Genomic DNA, 17,115 nt, shown 5'->3' on the forward strand with positions numbered 1-17,115 from the left:
TCAGGCCCAGCAAGCTCGTCATCACAGAACGGCGCACCGTATCCCCCATCCCACTCCTGCGCACGGCCATCGCGGCGCCCGACAGCATTCTGCACGTCTCGTGCACAGAGTGTGAATGCCACGTTCCGGGGACACCGTGATCTGCGTCTACTCAGGTGGTGCTCCCCGGGTCGGGGTGGCCTCCGTTGGCCGACTACCACACTCGACGCGGACCTGCTGGGTCACCTCGGGACCGGCGGGCGGGGATCTTCGTTGAGGAGGTGCCGGGTGCGTGCTGCTCGACTGGCCGCGGTGGTCGTGCTCGCGATCGGCGTCGTGACCTATTTCCGCATGGGTGCTGAAGTTCCTTCTGCCGACCGGGGCCTCACCGGTGCAGCCGGTGTTCCGCGTCGCCCTCGGCGTCTCCGGGCTGGCCTTCGCCCTCGCCGGTGCGTATGCCCCCGTGTTCTGGCGGCCCGGCTGACTGCGGGCTAGCTGGGTGGCTTCGTCGCCCGTCCCACGCTGACCGTAGGCCGCGTCACCGAGAGTCGGAGGCCTCGCCATGTCTCGGGCCGTGTGGCGGCGGCGGGGTCGGGCTCAGGGGGTCGCGGATCCAATGAGCGGCAGGCCGCTAGCACCCAGTGGGCCTGGGGCGGCCCGAAGCCCGCGCCGGTCCGACGTCGGGCACTCAGGGCCTGGTCTCGTACCTGGTCAGAACCACGCCGTCGGGAAACGTCCGGGTCTCCACCAGGGTCAGGTTCACCCAGTTGTCCAGGGCCGTGAAGAACGGCGTGCCGCTGCCCACCAAGACCGGTGCGGTGGCCAGCACGTACTCGTCGATCAGACCGGCCCGCATCGCCGCTGCGGCGAGTGTGGCGCCGCCGATGTCGATGGGGCCGCCATCCTCGGCCTTGAGCCGGGTGATCTCGGTGACCGCGTCGCCGGTGACCAGGCGGGCGTTCCAGGCGACCGTGCTGATCGTGGAGGAGAACACCACCTTCGGCATGTCCTGCCAACGGCGGGCGAACTCGATCTCCGCCGGTGTGGCGCCGGGCTGCTGGTCGGCGGTCGGCCAGTGGGAACTCATCGTCTCCCACAGTTTGCGCCCATACAGGGCAAGGCCGGTCGCCCCTACCCGGTCGGACCACCACTGGAACAGCTCGTCGCTCGGCACGCTCCAGCCGAGGTCGTCGCCGGGCGCGGCGATGTAGCCGTCCAGGGTCAGGTTCATGCCAAAGGTCAGTTTCCGCATGGCGTCAGCCTCCCGTGGAGCGGTCTTCGGCGTAAAGACCAGCACGGCGCGGAAAAATCATCGGTCAGGACACACCGAGGGCCGGTTGGAGCGGATCGCGTCCGGCCGCAGCGGGTCGGTGGTGCGTGGGGATGGCGGGGATTCGCCGGCGTGGTCGCGCAAGCGCGACGGATATCGTCCACTGATGGGCTGTTGCGCCATCCCGTGGGTGAGGCTGGCACTGCGCGGGTGCCCTACGCCGAGCTGCACACCCACTCGTACTTCTCCTTCCTGGACGGCGTCTCCTCCCCCGAAGCTCTGTCGAAGAGGCGGGCCGGCTCGATCTGGACGCGGTGGTGCTGACCGATCACGACGGCAGATCCGGCGCGGTCCGCTTCGCCGAGACCGGCTGGCACCTCGTGATCCGCACCGGCGCGGAGCTCTCACTCGAGCTCCCGGCCCCGCAGGGCGGTACGGCCGAGCCGCTCGGCTCCCACCTGTCGCCCTCGCCCGCGATTTGAAGGGCTACCAGCGGTTGTGCCGGGTGATCTCCCGCGCCGAGCTCGCCGGCGGAGAAGGGTCGGCCTCTCTACAACCACGAGGAGGTGGTGGAGGAGCTGCGCAAGCACGTGTTGGTGCTCACCGGCGGCCGCAAGAACGCCGTGCGCCAGGCGCTGGCCGAGGGTCCTGGTCGCAGACCAGCTCACCCCGGTCGACCTCAAGAGCCTCGCCGCGGCGTCACGCGACCTCTGGTGGCCCGGTGCAGGTAGGGGTCGTCGTCGTAGAAGGGCTCGTCGCCGTCGAGCAGCTGCACTTTCGTCGCGCCGACGGCCTTGTAGCCGCTCACCAACGCTCGAGCGAGCAGTTGATCAGCGTCGTATCTTCGGAGTCACCCTGTTCGGTTCAGCCAAGTGCCGGGCGGGTCGCCGTCGATCACCTGCTCGCCGGCGACCCCGGGCTCGCCGAAACGCTCGCCGACGCCGCCACCGAACCGGCAGCACCCTGCTCACGCTGCTGCTCCGTCTCACCACGCTCGGACTGGGTTCCGGCTTGACGACCTGATTCGGCCCCACCGATGACCGCTGTTCGGCGATGATGCCGTTATGCATGTGACTCCGATCGATCCCCGTGATCAGTGTTGGGAGAACGACAGCCCGGCCTTTCGTGTGCACTTCTGGATGGACGATTCACGCTGTGAGGAGTGGGAGTTGACCGACGCCGACATCGATGAGGTGTTGGCTTGGGTAGATCAGCATGCAAAGGGCCGAACGATGACCATCTGGGCCGTTCACCGTGACGGCGACGGTATCGGTCTCATCCGTCTGGCCGGCGTAGATCCGACGGCAGACCCGGGCGTCTGGCCGAGCTGGGCTGTACCTCGTCGTCGTTGAGATGCGCGAGCTGGCTGCTCGATCTGTCGGACCGGGCCTGCACGAGCTCGCCGCCGCCATCGCGAAGCGAAGCGAGACGCCAAACACCGCGACCCGCTGCAACGCGATCATCTGCAAGCTTACCGACGAGTTCTTCGGAACCGCCGCAGTCGGCGAGAGCGACCGTGTCCTCGACCTCGGCAGCAGCACCGACCAGGTGGCGCTGCAGGCAGCAGACCGTGGGCGTCTTACGCACCCCGGACGCACGGTCTGGCTCGTGGACGCGGGCCACCCGCACGGTGAACTCAGCTTGCTCCACTCCGCGGTCTCGACCACCACCCCTGCCACGCGACTGCGTGAGTCGCGACACCAGCGCGCCCCTCCGTAGTCCGGTCAACGGGGCGGCGCAGAAACCGGAACACCTGGCTGACCAGTCCGGCGCTGCTGATACGCGGCATCGGCCAAATCAAGCAGGGCACCGTGTCCTCGTCGCCGACCAGATCACCCCGCTCAACCTCAAGTCGCTGGCCTCGTGAGCTGACACTGACCACCGCAGTCGGCCTCATCTATGGCGGGTGATCCGCGCCGGCCGTCGCAGTGGAGCGATGGGGTGAGGAGGTTTCGAGATGTGTCGTTGGCTCGCGTACTCCGGCTCGCCGGTGTATCTGGAAGATCTTCTCTACAAGCCCCAGAACTCTCTCGTCATGCAGAGCAAACACGCGCGGTTGGGCGTCGAAACCACGAACGGTGACGGCTTCGGCGTCGGCTGGTACGGAAACCTGGCCATCCCCGGGGTTTTCCTCAGCACCGAGCCGGCCTGGAACGACCGCAACCTCCGAGAGATCGCCGCACAGGTCGAATCAGGGCGGGTTTTCGCGCACATCCGGGCGTCCACCGGCACGGCCGTGCAGCAGACCAACTGCCACCCGTTCCGGCACGGCAGATGGCTGTGGATGCACAACGGTCTCATCGCCGACTTCCCGGCCGTCCGGCGTGACCTCGCGATGGTCGTCGACCCCGTGCTCTATCCCGAAATCCAGGGCTCGACGGATTCCGAGATCCTCTTCTACCTCGCCCTGACCTTCGGCCTGGAACAGGACCCGGTGGCGGGCGTGGCCCAGGCCGTGGGGGTGGTCGAGGAGATCGGGCGGCGACACGGGACCGAGCACCCGATACAGATGACGGTCGCCACGACCGATGGCGACACCACCTGGGCTTTCCGCTACTCCAGCGAGGGCCGTTCCCGGTCCCTCTTCCACAGCACCGACGTGTCCACCCTCCGCCGCCAGTACCCGGACAACCCAGCGCTGCACGTCCTGTCCGACGATGCCCGCCTCGTCGTCTCGGAACCGCTGGGTGACCTTCGCGGGGCTTGGCGGGAGGTGCCGGAAGCCACCTGCGTCGTGACACATGCCGGTGTCGAGGAGCTGCGATCGTTCTCGCCGCGGGTGTCCGAAGCCTTGCGTTGACCATCCCAGATCAGCAGGAGCGCGGCGACCTCAAGAGCCGCCCGCGGACATCGCCACGATCAGCCGCAGTGCGCGACCACGCGCTGCCCGTGGATGCTGACAGGAATACGGCAGAAGCACGCCATCCAGCAGTGTGCGAGCAGTCGGCCTGGGCCAGGAACCACGGAGTGGTCGGCCGAAAGTAAGAGGCCACTCTCAATGCCGGCACCACCGCTTGACGATTGGTCGACCTCCACGCGGGTATGCGACCACCAGACCGAGGAGCGACGATGCCCCCAGCGAGATCTGGCCACCACAGACAAACCAGCACGCGGGGAGGCCTCCAGCCGACAAGGAGAAGACTTTCATGGCGGAGAACAACGAGGACGTCATCGAGTTGCTGCAGCGACAGCACCGGGAGATCCGCGAGCTGTTCACACAGCTGGAAACGGCAGAAGACGACCGGCGGCAAAAACTGTTCCGCAGCCTAGTTCGGCTGCTGGCGGTGCACGAGACAGCGGAGGAAGAGGTAGTGCACCCGGAGATCCGCGACCTCGAACCAGCGGCCGGGCCCGTCGTCGAGGCGCGGCTGGGTGAGGAGCACCGTGCCAAGGAACTGCTGACGACCCTGGAAAAAATGGGCCCGGACGCTGATGGGTTCGACACGCTGCTGGAGCAACTGCGAGACGACGTGCTCGCACACGCCGAACACGAAGAACGCGACGAATTCCCGATGCTGCGAGCCCACCGGCCGCCCGAGCGGCTGCGAGCAATGGCGGCGACCGCGCGGCTGGCCGAGGCGGTCGCCCCGACCCGGCCGCATCCCGGCGTGGAAAGCGCGAAAGCCAACCTCCTGCTGGGGCCACCGACGGCGATCATCGACCGGGCGCGTGACGCCATCCGCGCCGCGCTCGGAAGGTGAGCGGCGGAGGTCCGCGACGAACCGCACCGCGACGACGTCGACGCCGATCCGGAGGAGTTCGCCGAAGAAACCGGGACGAAGCCACGCCCCAGGAAGTGGACGAAGACCAGGACCTGGCGAAGAAACAGCCACCGAGGACGACGCCGTCGCCCTGACCCTCCACAATGTAGGCGGGGTGTCGCTCGGTTGCGGTGATCGCCGGGTTACGGGCCTGGCAAACACCGCACCGGCCGGCTCCACGGCGCGACGTCGGCAGAAGGAAACTGACCTCATTGCTGGGACTAACTCGAAGCCGACTGCACGCCGCCGTGATCGGCGGCAGCGTGGCCGATCCGAACCGGTCGGCGCCCGTACCCGCGTCGCAGGACCTGGTGGCACGGTCCGAACCCGGTCAAACGGGCAACGTGCCGCTCACGGCGAATTCGAAGCGCCTGGCGACCGAAACGGCGTGGTCGCCGAAACGCTCGTAGAACCGGGACAGCAGCGCAGCGCAAGCCGCTGCGGCGTGGTCGTCCGGCCAGGCGGGCGACGTGAGGTAGTCGAGAATCCCGCGGTGCAGGTCATCGACCGCGCGGTCGGTATCCTCCAGCTGGGCGAACACGCCCTCGGCGGGTGCGACGATAAGGTCCGCGACCTTGGCTGCCATACCGGCGGTCAGGATTCCGAGCAAGCGGAATTTCGTCTCCAACGGACCCGCGACCACGTGGTGGGGATGGCGGAAGCGGACCATGCCGGCGATGTGCGCTGCCAGGTCACCCATGCGTTCGATATCGTCGGCGCAATACACCACGGCGACCAGGAGTCGCAGCTCGGAGGCGACGGGCGCTTGCAACGCCAGCAACACTTGAGCCTGCTCCTCGCACTCGGCGCGCCACGCGTCGAGCTGGGCATCCCCGCTCAGCACTTGTTCGGCCAGCACCAGGTCTGCGGTGAGCAACGCCATCGTCGCGTGGCGCATCGCCTGGCCGCTGAACGCGCACATTTCGCCCAATTCGGCGCGTAGCCGGGACAGCTCGCCATGGAATGAATCTCGCATCCGGATGTCCCTTCGCGCGCTGTGCGTCAGCAGACTGCCAGCGATTTCGCCTGGGTTCCCCGTTCAAACGCGCTGGCAGCCATTGTGGCGAAAGCGCGACGTAACCGTTATGCCTCCCGACGGTGCCGGGCGAACCTGGCCGCGACATCGCAGCGCACGCCAGTCGCGCGCCGGTGGGTTCGGCGTGGCGGGAGTACGACGTAGCCGGTGACGGACCCGGGTTCGTGCCAAGTCACCACGTTGTCCACGTCCGAACCTCTCGCGAGCGGACACGTCCGGTACGCCAGCGCGCCGGAGGAAGATCTATTTCGAGGGCGGCCGGTGGAAGAACAGCAGCCCCGCCGCGCACACCACGACATGAAGGACGCCGCCGCCTCCCAAGGCCGCGACATGGCGCGAGAGCGCACGGGCGAGCACTTCATCAAGAACAAGAACGCCCAGGTCAGTGAGCGCAACACCTACGGCCACGACCCCCTCAACGCCTTGGCTGACCAGCGACGCCGCCGCATTTCCTTTGTTTGCCGGCTGGTGGCTGTGCGGCACGGTGACCGCTGCGTCAAGATCGGGAGCATGCAGGCTTTCGATCCGAACCCGGCAGGGGACGCAGCCGCACTCGGAGACACCACGGGCGTCAACCTGCGGCGCGACAGTGCAGTGGCGGTGCTCACCGCGCGCGGCGAATTCGACATGGTCACTACGCCCCAACTGCAGGTCGCGATCCGCGAAGCGCTCCTCGAGGCCCCGCCGGTACTGGTACTCGACCTCACCGAGGTCGCGTTCTTCTCCTCAGCCGCGATCGGCGCACTCGTCGAGGCCCGCGACGCCGCCGGTGAGCGCACCGAGCTGCGGCTTGCAGTCGGGCACTACCTCGACCGCACCGTGAAGCTGGTCGGGCTCCGCGCGGTGTTCGCGCTGTATCCGTCGGCGAGCGACGCGCTGGTCAGCGACGGCTACTGACCGGGCGCGGAGCTTCGCGCGTATTCGGGCGCGGCAGGGGTACCACGTGGGCATCCGACGTCATGACAGCGCGAGGTGGTTGCTGATGTCCCCAGCCGGCGAATCCGACTCGGCCGCGAACCATGAGCTGCGGGCCTGCCGGCCCGCCAGCGTCGAGTACGTCACCGCTTTGCGGCACGAGGTGGCCGACTGGGTCCGAGCCCACCAGCTGACGGGTGATCTCGCCGCCGACGTCGAGCTGGCGACCTACGAGGCGCTGATCAACACCGCGAAACACGCCTACCCCGACGACGCCGGCATCGTGGATCTGCATGCCCACCACCAGCCCGGCCTGGTCCGCATCACCGTCACCGACCACGGCCGCTGGCAGCCACCCGAGCCAGACCCCGGTGGCCTGCATGGTCGCGGCCTGCCGCTGATCCGCGCCCTCCCCGATCACGCGACCATCGACGCCACCGAGCTCGGCACCATCGTGACCATGACCTGGCACCCGGCCCCCTCGATGCCGCGAGCATGACCTGAGCAGGCCTGGGCCACCGAGCCCGGCCATCGGCTGCTTCGCCCCCCCTGCGCGCAGGTTCCCGGCGCCGACCCCAAGAGCCATCGCCGATCGTATGGGAGGTCAAGCCTGTAGTAGTCACAGCTGACACAGCCACCTCTGGGTACGTGAGCGGCCACACCGCTGTTATCTGCGTGTTGTCCGTTGGAGCTCCTCGCCATGGCGCGCAGCCATCTGCGCCGCGCCGAGGCGGCCCGGTGGATCGACTTGACCTCGTCGTCGATCCACCGGGCGGAAGCAACCCGGTCGTCGGCCCAGTGACCCCGATCCACCAGGTCTCACGACCGGTGCGCGCGTTCGGCGGTGGGTGCTGGCGGAGTCTGGACCGGCGGGGACTGGGCGGGACGTGCGCTAGTGCCTCGCCCGCCGACCTTTTGCTCGGCCTTTTGCTTGGCGGTGGCTGCGTGCTGGCCGGCGCGCTGCTGGCCCGTCGCCAGATCTGCCGCGATCGTGTCGGATTGTTCCTGGGCCCTCTGGTAGCCGGAGTCCACCAATTCCGCGGCGGCGTCGCGCCCGCCGAGGCCGAAGGCCAGTGCCGCGGCCAGCGCGGCCGAGCCTGTTCTGGATGATCATGCTGTTCGTCATCTCCTCGGCCATGGGACCCTGGGAATTCCGGCGTTGACCGGGTTCATGAACCAGGTGCTGAGCTACCTGCCCAACCTCCTCGCCGCGCTGCTGATCTTCCTCGTCGCGGCCGCGGTCGCCGGCGCGATCGGCGGGCTGGTGCACCGCACCATGGGCGACACCCCGACGGGCAAGATCGTGCGAACCCTCGTCCCGGCAATGATCATGGGCATCGCCGTGTTCATGATCCTCACCCAGCTCGGGATCTCCCCGGCAGGCATGGTGTTGCGCTCCGATGTGACGAGCAAAAGTTTTCTTCGAAGGGAGTTCCTGCTGATGGTGTTCTGCCTGATCTTCTTCCTCGCCCACGGCGGCAGGATCTGGTCGTTCCTGCTCGGCGCCGTCCCCGTCCGGGTGCGGCATCGCATGGACCTGGCCGGACGCGCCGGGTTCACGACCCTGGCCGGCTACATTCGCGGCACCGCCGCCGTCGCGGTCATCAACGCCGTCGGCGTCGGCGTCGGCCTGCTCATCGTCGGCGTGCCGCTCGCCGCTCCCCTGGCCACGCTGGTGTTCCTCGGCGCCTTCGTCCCGGTGGTCGGGTCCGTGGTCGCCGGGGCGGTCGCGGTGCTCGTGGCACTGGTGACCGGCGGGATCCTCCCGGCCATCATCGTGCTCGCCATCGTGATCGGCGTGATGCAACTGGAAAGCCACGTCCTGCAACCGTTCCTGCTCGGCCGCGTCGTACGCCTGCACCCCCTGGCCGTCGTGCTCGCCCTGGCCACCGGGCTCGTCACCGCCGGCATCATCGGCGCCCTGCTCGCCGTCCCCTTGCTCGCCGTGCTCAGCTCGGCCAGGCGCAACTTCACCGCCCCGCCGCGGCCGAGCCCCCGACCCAGGAGACTGAGGCCTGAGCACCAATGCGTAGTCAGGCTCGTCGGTGCCGATCTCCCGCGTGGTACCGAGCCCTTTTCGGTGTCCCGCGTCTTCTGTCCTTCCCGGCTCGCGGTTACGGCTGCGGTGCGGGGTGGTGGCGATGGTTGAGAACGGTTCGGGGTCCAGGGTGGCGGTGGCCAGTTGGTGGCGACAGAGGAGAGCCGCGCGGCATGTTCGTGGGCGTACGTGTGCATGACTTCGAATATCTGGTCCCTGTCGAGGCCCCCGGCATGAAAGAGTACCTTCGGCTTGTTCGACGACGACGCGGACTGTTCAAAGCGGTCTGCAGTTGCTCGGTGAGGACTTCGCCGCAGCGGATAGCGCGTTCCCGGAAAATGCCGATGGTGGAGAGTGCGCCGATGACCTCGTGCCGCAGTCGCAGAGGCACGGCGTGCACGGCAGCGAACTCGAGGCTGACGGCTTGCGGCTCCGAACTCGGCAAGGTCTGGCTGGCAGGGCTGCCGCGAAACAGCGAGCAGGTGCCTCAACCACCGGCTGGTGATCGCCGAATACGTCATCCCGGCCCACGAGGCACTGGCACGGCAGACTGTCGACCATGAAGGCTCGGCTCCCGATGAGGATCGCGGGTGGAGGTAAACGGCGCGCGAGACGGCTGAAGCGGAATGCGAGTGCTCGCGGTGGTGCCCTCGATACCCCCGGCCGGGCGGGGCTCATGCCGCGCCGGTGACTCCGCTGGTGGTCAGGATTAGCTCGGCGGAATCGGTGGTGTCCGGGGCGGAGGCCGCACTCAGCGCGCGTTCCGCTGCGACCGGGTCGGCTTCTGGGGGGACCATCAGCAGGGTCAAGTGGTGGATGTGTGGTCCGATCACCACGATGGTGTGCTGCTGGAGACCGGAGAAACTCGCCAGCCGCACCAGATCGGGTCCGTGGGCGAGCCGGTCCGGTGCGAGGTCCCATGCGGCCGGGTTGAAGCCGATGCGGTCCACGCTTCCGAATTCCGCGGTGAGCGAGGTGACGAGGGCGCTGAATTCGGTGACCGGGTCCCTTGACCGTGGCCACCAGGCGCCGTCGAAACAGCCTTTTGTGGCTCCCGGTTCCTTCAGCCGCAGCCTATGCCCGATGGCGACTGAGTTGATCACGGTAGCCGAGGCACCGTTGCCTGGTACGAACTTCATCGTCGCGCTCCTGTCCGGCCCACATCGCGTGGTGGTGATTGCCGTGGTTGCTGCGCGGCGGTGACGGTGCGCGCCTTCTCGGCCGACGGAGTCGGACTTCGATTCGCTCAGGCCGATGTGTTCAGCCTCCGCCGAATCAGAGCCTCAGCTGCCACCGTTCACAGTGGAGCGGGCGCGCCGAAGGGCACAGTCAGCGGCGGCGCTGCCGCCGCGTGTGCGCTTGTGGCTGGCGAGGATGCGTTGCCGCGCGTTCGCCGGCCTGAGCAGCCGGGGGCCGGAACAGGCTGCCGTAACGAGTTTCCTGCGGCTCGACGAGAGCGCCGGGCCACCGCTCTTCTGCGACGGGGTGGCTGAAGAGTGGCTTGCCCAAGGGTGAGGTACTGATGATTTTCCTTTCGAGACAACGTGATCGATCGCCCGCCACCGAGTATCGGGAGCGGGCCACGTCGCACCATCGCCGTACCCGGTTGGGCGCTGTCGACTGGCACCGCGGACGCGGTCGGAGCCGGAGCGGCTCGACGGCCTTCAGGCCGATGGGTGGCGATGGTGTGTCGTGGGCCCGGCTACATGCCGTGCTCCTGTCCTCGGCCGGAACCGACCGAAGGAGGACCGAGGACGACGCGGACTCGGTCGCCCACGCACGAGATGCTCTCGGACACCACCGATACTACACCGACGCTGGGCCGAGCACGCGGTGGAGTGCCGCTCTGCGACGAGCGCGCCGTACGAGGCACCCGTTGCCGGGGCAACGGTACGGAACCCGAAGAGTAGCGTAGCGGCTCCGGAGGCGAAGCGATGTCCGGCCGTTCGCCGGACTCCCGGTCACGGGCCGGGGCGGGAGGCCGGTGTGATCATTTCGGTTCAGCCGCAAACGATGGCCGAGGGCGAACAGCTTCCCGCGCCCCGTCTGTGGATGAAGCAGGCCGGCGCCGAACCCGGCCACGTCGACGGCAGCTGGTGGCCGCGCTCGACGGATCTGGCGGCGGAGTTGCCGAAGGCGTTTGAGCACTGGGTGGGACCGGTCACGCGCGTGTCCTAAGACGTGGACACTTGGGGACCGGCCGTCCGGGAGGTGCGCGTCGGCGACCACACGGTGCGGCTCGAGGAGACTTCCACTCTGCGCACCCGCACACGATCACCGTGATCGGTTCGGACTCCCGGCGGGCGAGCCTGCTGGTCGTGCCACCGGAGGCCCAAACGCAACCGGCTCGCGGTCGGCTGCCGGTGATGAGTCCGCCGCCGCTTCGCCGGAAATCCTTCCGGCGAACGGGTTTCTCCGCATCCCGAAGCGATCGCAGGACGGGTCTGCTGTCTCTGGTGGACGGTTCCGCCCACCAGCGGCCGCCGGGATCCGCCCGATCAGTGCCACGCCGAGCTGATGACCGGTGAACCGCTCGCGGCGGTTCGTGGACGCTGACCTCGTGGCCCAGCGCGGTCCGGCCCGGCGTGCTGTCGTGGACCTTCCCACATCTGGCGACGTGCAGTGTCAGTAGTGTCCGGACGCACCCGTGCGATGGCAGTGAAGCCCGCGCCGTCCCCGGCTCGTAGCGCGCCTGGCAATCATCAGCGCCGAAGGCGAGTCGCCGGCCGCAGCAGCGCTCGCCGCAGCACCGAACACGATGATGACGCACCCGCTTGCGGCTGTGCAATCTGCAGATCGCCTCGTCGAGTTCGCGGTGGACAAGAACACCACCGTGGTGCTCCCGCACCACTGATGAGCACTCGCGGTGAGCTGGGCGCCTTCGTCACCCGCGAGAACGCGTCCGCGAATACCCCGCAACCTCCGTTCGTCGCGCGGGTTGTGACGTCGAATGGAGCCGAGGCGGCCGACCAATGAGGAGCACGAATTGATCATCGAACTCCGCCCCATCGCCGCCGACGGGCGCGGACGAGCGTTGGCGGCTGCCCCGTCTGTCCACGTGAGACAGCAAGCCACGACACGATCGCGAGCCGCTCGGCCTGACCGAACCCGGAGTGCCAAGCGCTTGCGGTGCGGCTACTGCACCTCATCGACGAGCCACCTGAGAAGGTGCGGTGGTAGGAGCTCGCCTTGCCGGTCCAGAAGGCGGCACAGAACGGGGGGTTCCATCGAGCTGTTCGTTCCCCCGTCGGTTGCTGGATCGCGGCCCGGCGCTCGGCAGCGACCCCGACTGCTGCGGGCAAGCCGCTGAAGCAGGCTTTGTCATGAACTGTCAGCTCGACACGACCAACGCGCACCGATCCCAAACTTATTCCCGGGCCCGCTATGGCTCCCTACGGCAGCAGCGACACCACGGTCGCACTGACCTCCGTGCCGTAGACGCCCTGCCGACGCTGCTCGAAAAGACCGGCGGGGTGTAGAGTCGTTGTCACCGAGAGCATTTCGCGCGCGGGCAGCAGAGCCGGCGTCGTCCTCGGTTCACTCCTCGTCGGTCGATCGCGATCGGGACTGGAGTTCGGCATGAAGCCGGATCCGCGCACCCAGACCTGGAGACCGGGCACGGCCGCCACCCATCACCTGCTGCGGCTTCGCCTGAAGCCCAAGGACACACCACCGAGCACTTTGGACGGTTCCTGGTGGCCACGATCGCGCGATCTGCTGGCAGAACTGCCGCCGCTGGTCGAAGTCCTCGCCATGCGCCTCGGATACATCACGCGCGTGACCTACGTGACGACCGAGTGGGACAACGCCCCGCGGCGGATGGAGATCGCCGGTCACGTCGTGCACCTGCACGGTACCCGGGCCGGGCCCGGACACCTCGTGACCGTGACCGGACCGGAACCACACCGGATCAGCCTGCTGACGATCCCTCCGGGAGCACCCGAGGTGGCCGGCCACGACGCCCTCATCGCCGCATCGCGGCGTGACAATGGCGATCGGGCCGAGGAAATCCTGGCCGCGAGCGGAGGCCCGGAGAGGACCCGTCCTTCGTAACCGCACAAGAAGTACGCCCGGGCCCGAATACGCGGGCGGCTCCCGCACCCTCGCGAGGAGACGACATGTCCGTCACCACCCCACCCGTCAAGGTGCTCCTGTCCGACGGCGAAGTCGCCTGGGTGCGAAGGCTGGACGCCGGTGATGTCGTGGCCGTCCTCGCTCTGCACGCGCACCTGTCCGGGCGCGACCGGTGCTTCTGGTCCTTCGGACTGGGTACGGCTCGGCTGGACAGGCTCGCCACACAGCTCGCCCGGGATTCCGGAATCGGGCACACCGCAGCCGGCTGCTTCGTGCACAACCAGCTGGTCGGTGTCGCCCGGTACCAGATCCTCCCCGATCCGGCCCAGGCCGAGATCGCTCTGGTGGTGGACAACCGCACGCGGACACACGGCATCGCGACGCTGCTGCTCGAGCAGCTCGTCGTCTCGGCGGGCCACGAGGGCGTGCGGAGTTTCGTCGTCGACGTGCTGGCGCAGGACTCGAGGATGTTCGACGTGTTCGCCGCACTGGGCCTGCCCTGCCATATCGGCCGGGGCTGGCCGGAGCGGCAGGTCACCCTGTCGCTCGCTCCGGCGGCGGAGCATCCATGATCCTGCGGCACGCGTCGTCACCAAGCCCGCGTGGTGGCTGACCGCGACCGGCTGCTGCCCGCGGGACGGGCTTCACTCACGCAGCGCCGGTCCGTCCCGTCTGCGCCGGCGGCGGCGCCGGACGGGTGTGCGCGACCGCCAGGGCTGCGGCACGTCGCATCGTCAGCGGATTGCTCGTCAGCATAAGTTGACGCCCGCTGTTCGTCAGCATATGCTGACATGCATGGATCCAACACTGGAAATCGCCAAAGGTGCCACCAGCAACGACCCCGACGTGGGGCTGCGCGCGGTGGCCGAGTTGCGGGCACTTGCCGAACGGCTGGAGATCCTCCAGGTCGAAAGCGCGCGGAAGCTGGGGTGGTCCTGGCAGGACATCGCCGAGCGGCTCGGCGTCACCAAGCAGACCGTGCACCGCAAGTACGGCCGACGAGTCGGGGGGCGATGATGTTCGAGCGCTTCACTCCCGACGCCCGCACCGTGGTCGTCCACGCCCAAGAGCACGCCCGCCGGCTCGGGCACCGCTACATCGGCTGCGAACATCTCCTGCTCGCCGTGGCCTCCACCGGCCAGCCCGCCGGCTCCGTCCTGCGCGAGCAGGGAATCACGCCGGACCGCGTCGAAGACGAAATCGTCCGCCAAGTCGGCCTCGGTGGCGGAGCCGGCCTGTTCGGCGACCTCGACCGGGACGCGCTGGCGGCCATCGGGATCGATCTCGACGCGGTGCGTGCCCGAACCGAGGCATCCTTCGGAACCGAGGCCCTCACCCAGGCCGCCAACGCCATACACCGTGAGCGGCGCCCGTCCCGGCTGAACCTCCGTCGCGCCATCCCACCGGGCCTGCTTCGCCGATGGCGGCGGGGCCGCCGTCCCGTCCCCGCCGCACCGGGTCGCAGCTCGATGGCGACCGGCCGCTACCAGGCCGTGGGTGCTGTTCCTCGTGGGCACCTGCCGTTCACCACGCGCGCCAGGAAGAGCCTGGAGAACAGCGTGGGTGAGGCGCAGGCCATGCACGACTCGCACATCGGTGTCGAACATGTCGCGCTCGGCCTGACCAGAATGGACGGTGGGCCAGTGGCGCCGATTCTGCTCGCCCTCGGCACATCAGGACCTGCGTTGCGCGCCGCGATCCACGACCGCTACCGACAAGCGAGCTGACCCCGTCCGCGAGAAGCAGGACCGGCGTCGCAGGGGTTTGTCGTCACCGCCGCAGGGCAAGCCACATAGATGACCTCGTCATCGACGTGCGGAAGGGACCGCAGGTGAACTATTGCAACGTCATTCGCCGGCATCAGCCAACCGACAGGTCCACGTCGCTTCGATCCTCGACCACGCCGCCGATCAACGATGCCCACCAAGTCATGCGGCCGAGCCGGCCGGCAGCAACCATCCGCTGCAGCACTACGCCTACGCCGGCCGGATCGCGCGCGGTTGGTCCTTCCTCGGGTGCCGATGCGTAGCGAGCCGCTCCTCATGCTCTTCTCGCACGATCTTCACATGCTGACGATCTCGGGCAGAATCCACCTTCATCCGAACGCGCAAGACCTCGGCCGAACTGGTGGACTTCACGGTGCGCAGCGTCTTCGCCCTTGCTTGAGCCAGATGTTCCACTAACGCGCGCTCACGCCCTCCTCGCGGTGCCTCGTTGCTGACCGAGGTTTGAGCGCCCGCCGCGTCGGCGTGCACGCTGGCATCCCGGTCTGGCCGGTCTCCGTCGCGGGCGATGGGAGAAGAACTCGCGGCACCGATCGCCCACAGGAGCTCCGGCGAACCCACGGACACCGAAGAAGTGGGCAGGCCGGAATGCGTTCCCGCTCAGCCGGATCCTTGAATTGGCGCAGCGGCAAGAACCTCTTGGCGCGGGGGCGCCGGTGCCGTTGCTGTACTACATCGCTCACGCGGCACCGGCGGGAGGCGCCAGGCGGCACCAGCCGATCGAGCCCGCGTAGCCACCAGCCGGACTGCCAGCCGAAACCTGATCAGACAGGCCGGTGAGCTACACCTCTCGTCATCGCTGGGTTCAGACCCGAGGCTCGATCTGCTATCCCTCGGGCACCCCGTAGGCAGCGACGACTTTGTTCAGCTCGACCTGGTAATAGAGGATGCCGACGCCGAAGACCAACATGAGCAGCATGCCGGCGGCGGGAGAGCAGTTGGCTGGCGGGCCGGCGGCGCTGAGCATTGCGGATGCGGTTGCCGCAGTTGTAGTAACTGACCATCGGGGCGATGAAGGTCCAGCTGAGGAACAACAGCACCAGCATCGGACCTGCGACTGGAACGGCCCGGCGACGATCGAACTCGGCCATCTCCTTGTGGATCTTGTAGTACCAGACCAGGTGGTAGATCCCCAGCGTGATCAGTGGCCAAAGCAGCCATACCGTCACCGGGTGCCGCTCCTTCATCGCGAGCCCTGTCGCGACCTAGGAGACAGCTCCCGCAACGACCGGTGCAACGGCAGAGCTTGGATGCAGTTGCGGTTCCACATTGGACGGCCCTGCGCTGCTGAGGCTCGGGCTGTGACGAGTAAGGGGTGGGCTGACTCATGGGTACTTCCTCTCCTGTCCGCGCAGAATCGCTGATCTTCAGCGCGATTGTTACGACGTGCCAGCGTTAGTATCTCGGCTGTGACCTGTCAGCCAGGCGGACCGACGTGGCCCCCGCTGCTGGCGGGCAAGAGGGTCTATAACGTCCTCTGCGCCGTGGCCGCGGTTGGCCCCCAGGCCAGGGCAGGCGGTCAGGCCGACCGGCGTGGAAGCGGCGGTAGATCGCTGGCTCGGTGCAGCCGACGCAGGCCAGGAAGTCGCCGTCGGCCGGCGGCGGCGACGGTGCCTCGGTCGACGGGCCCGCCGCGTCGAGCGGTTTGCCGCAGCGCGGGCAGGGCTGCCGGTTGAACCCGGTACCCGAACTGCATGCGATGAATCTTCAAACTCCCCGAACGCCCTTGAGCGCTGCTTTTCGAGGCTGCTATATCTGTCAAGCCGCCTCGGCGACGGGGCTGAGGGTTGTTCGTGTGGGTGCTGCTGTTCGTTCCAGGAGCTTGTAGATCTGGCGTGTGACGGTCCGTTTGAGGCAGCGCCGGGCTTCTCGGGAGGACTTGCCTTCGGCGGTGCGGCGCAGGATGTAGTTCCTGGTGGCGGGGTCGATGCGCGTGCGGATCATGACGATGGTGTGCAGGGCGCGATTGAGCTGCCGGTCCCCGGTCCGGTTGAGCCGATGGCGGTTGGTGAGCCCTGACGACGCCGGAATCGGTGCGGTGCCGGCGAACGCGGCGAAGGCGGCTTCCGAACGGAACCGTCCCGGATGCGTCCAGCTGACCAGGACCTGAGCAGCGCTGATCGGGCCGACGCCAGCCAGCTGGAGCAGTTCCGGCGCCATCCTCTCGACCAGGTCGGCGATGTCGGTTTCGAGTTCCTCTGCTTCCGTTTTCAGAGCTTGGACGCGGGAGGCGGTGGCCCTGATCGCCCGCACGGTCA

19 protein-coding genes and 4 pseudogenes are annotated in these 17,115 nt (G+C 68.1%); 17 read left to right on the forward strand and 6 right to left on the reverse strand.

The features are described 5' to 3' along the window. Nucleotides 1-334: 334 nt before the first annotated feature. Nucleotides 335-463: a hypothetical protein gene (locus tag AB0F91_RS45730; RefSeq protein ID WP_360608559.1), complete on the forward strand. Its 129-nt coding sequence runs from the start codon at nucleotides 335-337 to the stop codon at nucleotides 461-463. Nucleotides 464-667: 204 nt separating this feature from the next. Here AB0F91_RS45730 and AB0F91_RS45735 read toward each other — a convergent pair whose 3' ends face one another. Continuing rightward, entirely contained in the window at nucleotides 668-1,231 is a 564-nt protein-coding gene (locus tag AB0F91_RS45735; protein WP_360608561.1) for a dihydrofolate reductase family protein, read from the reverse strand. 335 nt (nucleotides 1,232-1,566) lie between these two features. On the opposite strand from AB0F91_RS45735, the gene AB0F91_RS45740 reads away from it, so the two are divergent. Beyond that, nucleotides 1,567-1,731: a hypothetical protein gene (locus AB0F91_RS45740; protein ID WP_360608563.1), complete on the forward strand. Its 165-nt coding sequence runs from the start codon at nucleotides 1,567-1,569 to the stop codon at nucleotides 1,729-1,731. Nucleotides 1,732-1,928: 197 nt separating this feature from the next. Here AB0F91_RS45740 and AB0F91_RS45745 read toward each other — a convergent pair whose 3' ends face one another. Continuing rightward, on the reverse strand, nucleotides 1,929-2,057 hold the full coding sequence (locus AB0F91_RS45745) for a hypothetical protein (RefSeq protein WP_360608565.1): 129 nt from the start codon (nucleotides 2,055-2,057) through the stop codon (nucleotides 1,929-1,931). A gap of 361 nt (nucleotides 2,058-2,418) precedes the next feature. On the opposite strand from AB0F91_RS45745, the gene AB0F91_RS45750 reads away from it, so the two are divergent. From AB0F91_RS45750 to AB0F91_RS45765, 4 genes are all read left to right on the forward strand, one after another. After that, nucleotides 2,419-2,601, forward strand: a complete 183-nt coding sequence (locus AB0F91_RS45750; RefSeq protein ID WP_360608567.1) for a hypothetical protein — start codon at nucleotides 2,419-2,421, stop codon at nucleotides 2,599-2,601. Nucleotide 2,602: 1 nt separating this feature from the next. Then, a complete protein-coding gene (locus tag AB0F91_RS45755) occupies nucleotides 2,603-2,968 on the forward strand; it encodes a hypothetical protein (RefSeq protein ID WP_360608569.1) in 366 nt (121 codons plus the stop codon). A gap of 238 nt (nucleotides 2,969-3,206) precedes the next feature. Beyond that, entirely contained in the window at nucleotides 3,207-4,049 is an 843-nt protein-coding gene (locus AB0F91_RS45760) for a class II glutamine amidotransferase (protein WP_360608571.1), read from the forward strand. A gap of 346 nt (nucleotides 4,050-4,395) precedes the next feature. After that, entirely contained in the window at nucleotides 4,396-4,950 is a 555-nt protein-coding gene (locus tag AB0F91_RS45765; protein WP_360608573.1) for a hemerythrin domain-containing protein, read from the forward strand. A 391-nt stretch (nucleotides 4,951-5,341) separates the two neighbouring features. Here AB0F91_RS45765 and phoU read toward each other — a convergent pair whose 3' ends face one another. Next, nucleotides 5,342-5,986, reverse strand: a complete 645-nt coding sequence (gene phoU, locus AB0F91_RS45770; protein ID WP_360608575.1) for a phosphate signaling complex protein PhoU — start codon at nucleotides 5,984-5,986, stop codon at nucleotides 5,342-5,344. Between the two features lie 357 nt (nucleotides 5,987-6,343). Here phoU and AB0F91_RS45775 point away from each other — a divergent pair, with 357 nt between their 5' ends. The 3 genes from AB0F91_RS45775 to AB0F91_RS45785 all read left to right on the forward strand — a co-directional run bounded on the left by AB0F91_RS45775 (nucleotide 6,344) and on the right by AB0F91_RS45785 (nucleotide 9,110). Then, entirely contained in the window at nucleotides 6,344-6,943 is a 600-nt protein-coding gene (locus AB0F91_RS45775; protein WP_360608577.1) for an STAS domain-containing protein, read from the forward strand. A gap of 85 nt (nucleotides 6,944-7,028) precedes the next feature. Then, entirely contained in the window at nucleotides 7,029-7,460 is a 432-nt protein-coding gene (locus AB0F91_RS45780) for an ATP-binding protein (protein WP_360608579.1), read from the forward strand. Nucleotides 7,461-8,132: 672 nt separating this feature from the next. Then, nucleotides 8,133-9,110 carry an AI-2E family transporter gene (locus AB0F91_RS45785; RefSeq protein ID WP_360608581.1) on the forward strand — a complete coding sequence of 326 codons (978 nt, stop codon included), beginning with the start codon at nucleotides 8,133-8,135 and terminating at the stop codon, nucleotides 9,108-9,110. Between the two features lie 563 nt (nucleotides 9,111-9,673). Here the strand turns inward: AB0F91_RS45785 and AB0F91_RS45790 are convergent. Then, complete coding sequence (locus AB0F91_RS45790) at nucleotides 9,674-10,138, reverse strand: DUF5994 family protein (protein WP_360608583.1); 465 nt, start codon at nucleotides 10,136-10,138, stop codon at nucleotides 9,674-9,676. Between the two features lie 847 nt (nucleotides 10,139-10,985). Here AB0F91_RS45790 and AB0F91_RS45795 point away from each other — a divergent pair. From AB0F91_RS45795 to AB0F91_RS45830, 8 genes and pseudogenes are all read left to right on the forward strand, one after another. Continuing rightward, nucleotides 10,986-11,177 carry a DUF5994 family protein gene (locus tag AB0F91_RS45795; RefSeq protein WP_360608584.1) on the forward strand — a complete coding sequence of 64 codons (192 nt, stop codon included), beginning with the start codon at nucleotides 10,986-10,988 and terminating at the stop codon, nucleotides 11,175-11,177. A 936-nt stretch (nucleotides 11,178-12,113) separates the two neighbouring features. Further along, nucleotides 12,114-12,179, forward strand: a pseudogene (locus tag AB0F91_RS45800) (DUF6307 family protein); the annotation flags it as partial. Between the two features lie 399 nt (nucleotides 12,180-12,578). Beyond that, complete coding sequence (locus tag AB0F91_RS45805; RefSeq protein ID WP_360608586.1) at nucleotides 12,579-13,052, forward strand: DUF5994 family protein; 474 nt, start codon at nucleotides 12,579-12,581, stop codon at nucleotides 13,050-13,052. Between the two features lie 65 nt (nucleotides 13,053-13,117). Next, nucleotides 13,118-13,645 (forward strand): GNAT family N-acetyltransferase, encoded by a 528-nt coding sequence (locus AB0F91_RS45810; protein ID WP_360608588.1) that lies wholly within the window; start codon nucleotides 13,118-13,120, stop codon nucleotides 13,643-13,645. 223 nt (nucleotides 13,646-13,868) lie between these two features. Beyond that, nucleotides 13,869-14,090, forward strand: a complete 222-nt coding sequence (locus AB0F91_RS45815) for a helix-turn-helix domain-containing protein (RefSeq protein ID WP_360608590.1) — start codon at nucleotides 13,869-13,871, stop codon at nucleotides 14,088-14,090. After that, nucleotides 14,090-14,272: pseudogene (locus tag AB0F91_RS45820) on the forward strand (Clp protease N-terminal domain-containing protein); the annotation flags it as partial. The gene AB0F91_RS45815 and the pseudogene AB0F91_RS45820, both read left to right, overlap by 1 nt. 378 nt (nucleotides 14,273-14,650) lie before the next feature. Then, a complete protein-coding gene (locus AB0F91_RS45825; protein WP_360608594.1) occupies nucleotides 14,651-14,800 on the forward strand; it encodes a Clp protease N-terminal domain-containing protein in 150 nt (49 codons plus the stop codon). A 607-nt stretch (nucleotides 14,801-15,407) separates the two neighbouring features. After that, nucleotides 15,408-15,591 (forward strand): annotated as a pseudogene (locus AB0F91_RS45830) (NUDIX hydrolase); the annotation flags it as partial. A gap of 294 nt (nucleotides 15,592-15,885) precedes the next feature. On the opposite strand, the pseudogene AB0F91_RS45835 reads toward AB0F91_RS45830, so the two are convergent. Beyond that, a pseudogene (locus AB0F91_RS45835) lies at nucleotides 15,886-16,044 on the reverse strand (DUF4234 domain-containing protein); the annotation flags it as partial. A 571-nt stretch (nucleotides 16,045-16,615) separates the two neighbouring features. Next, nucleotides 16,616-17,115, reverse strand: a 500-nt coding sequence (locus tag AB0F91_RS45840; protein WP_360608592.1) for a transposase, incomplete at its 5' end; no start/stop codon positions are given.

Origin of the sequence: Amycolatopsis sp. NPDC023774, assembly GCF_040639695.1 — a bacterium.
Taxonomy (GTDB): domain Bacteria; phylum Actinomycetota; class Actinomycetes; order Mycobacteriales; family Pseudonocardiaceae; genus Amycolatopsis.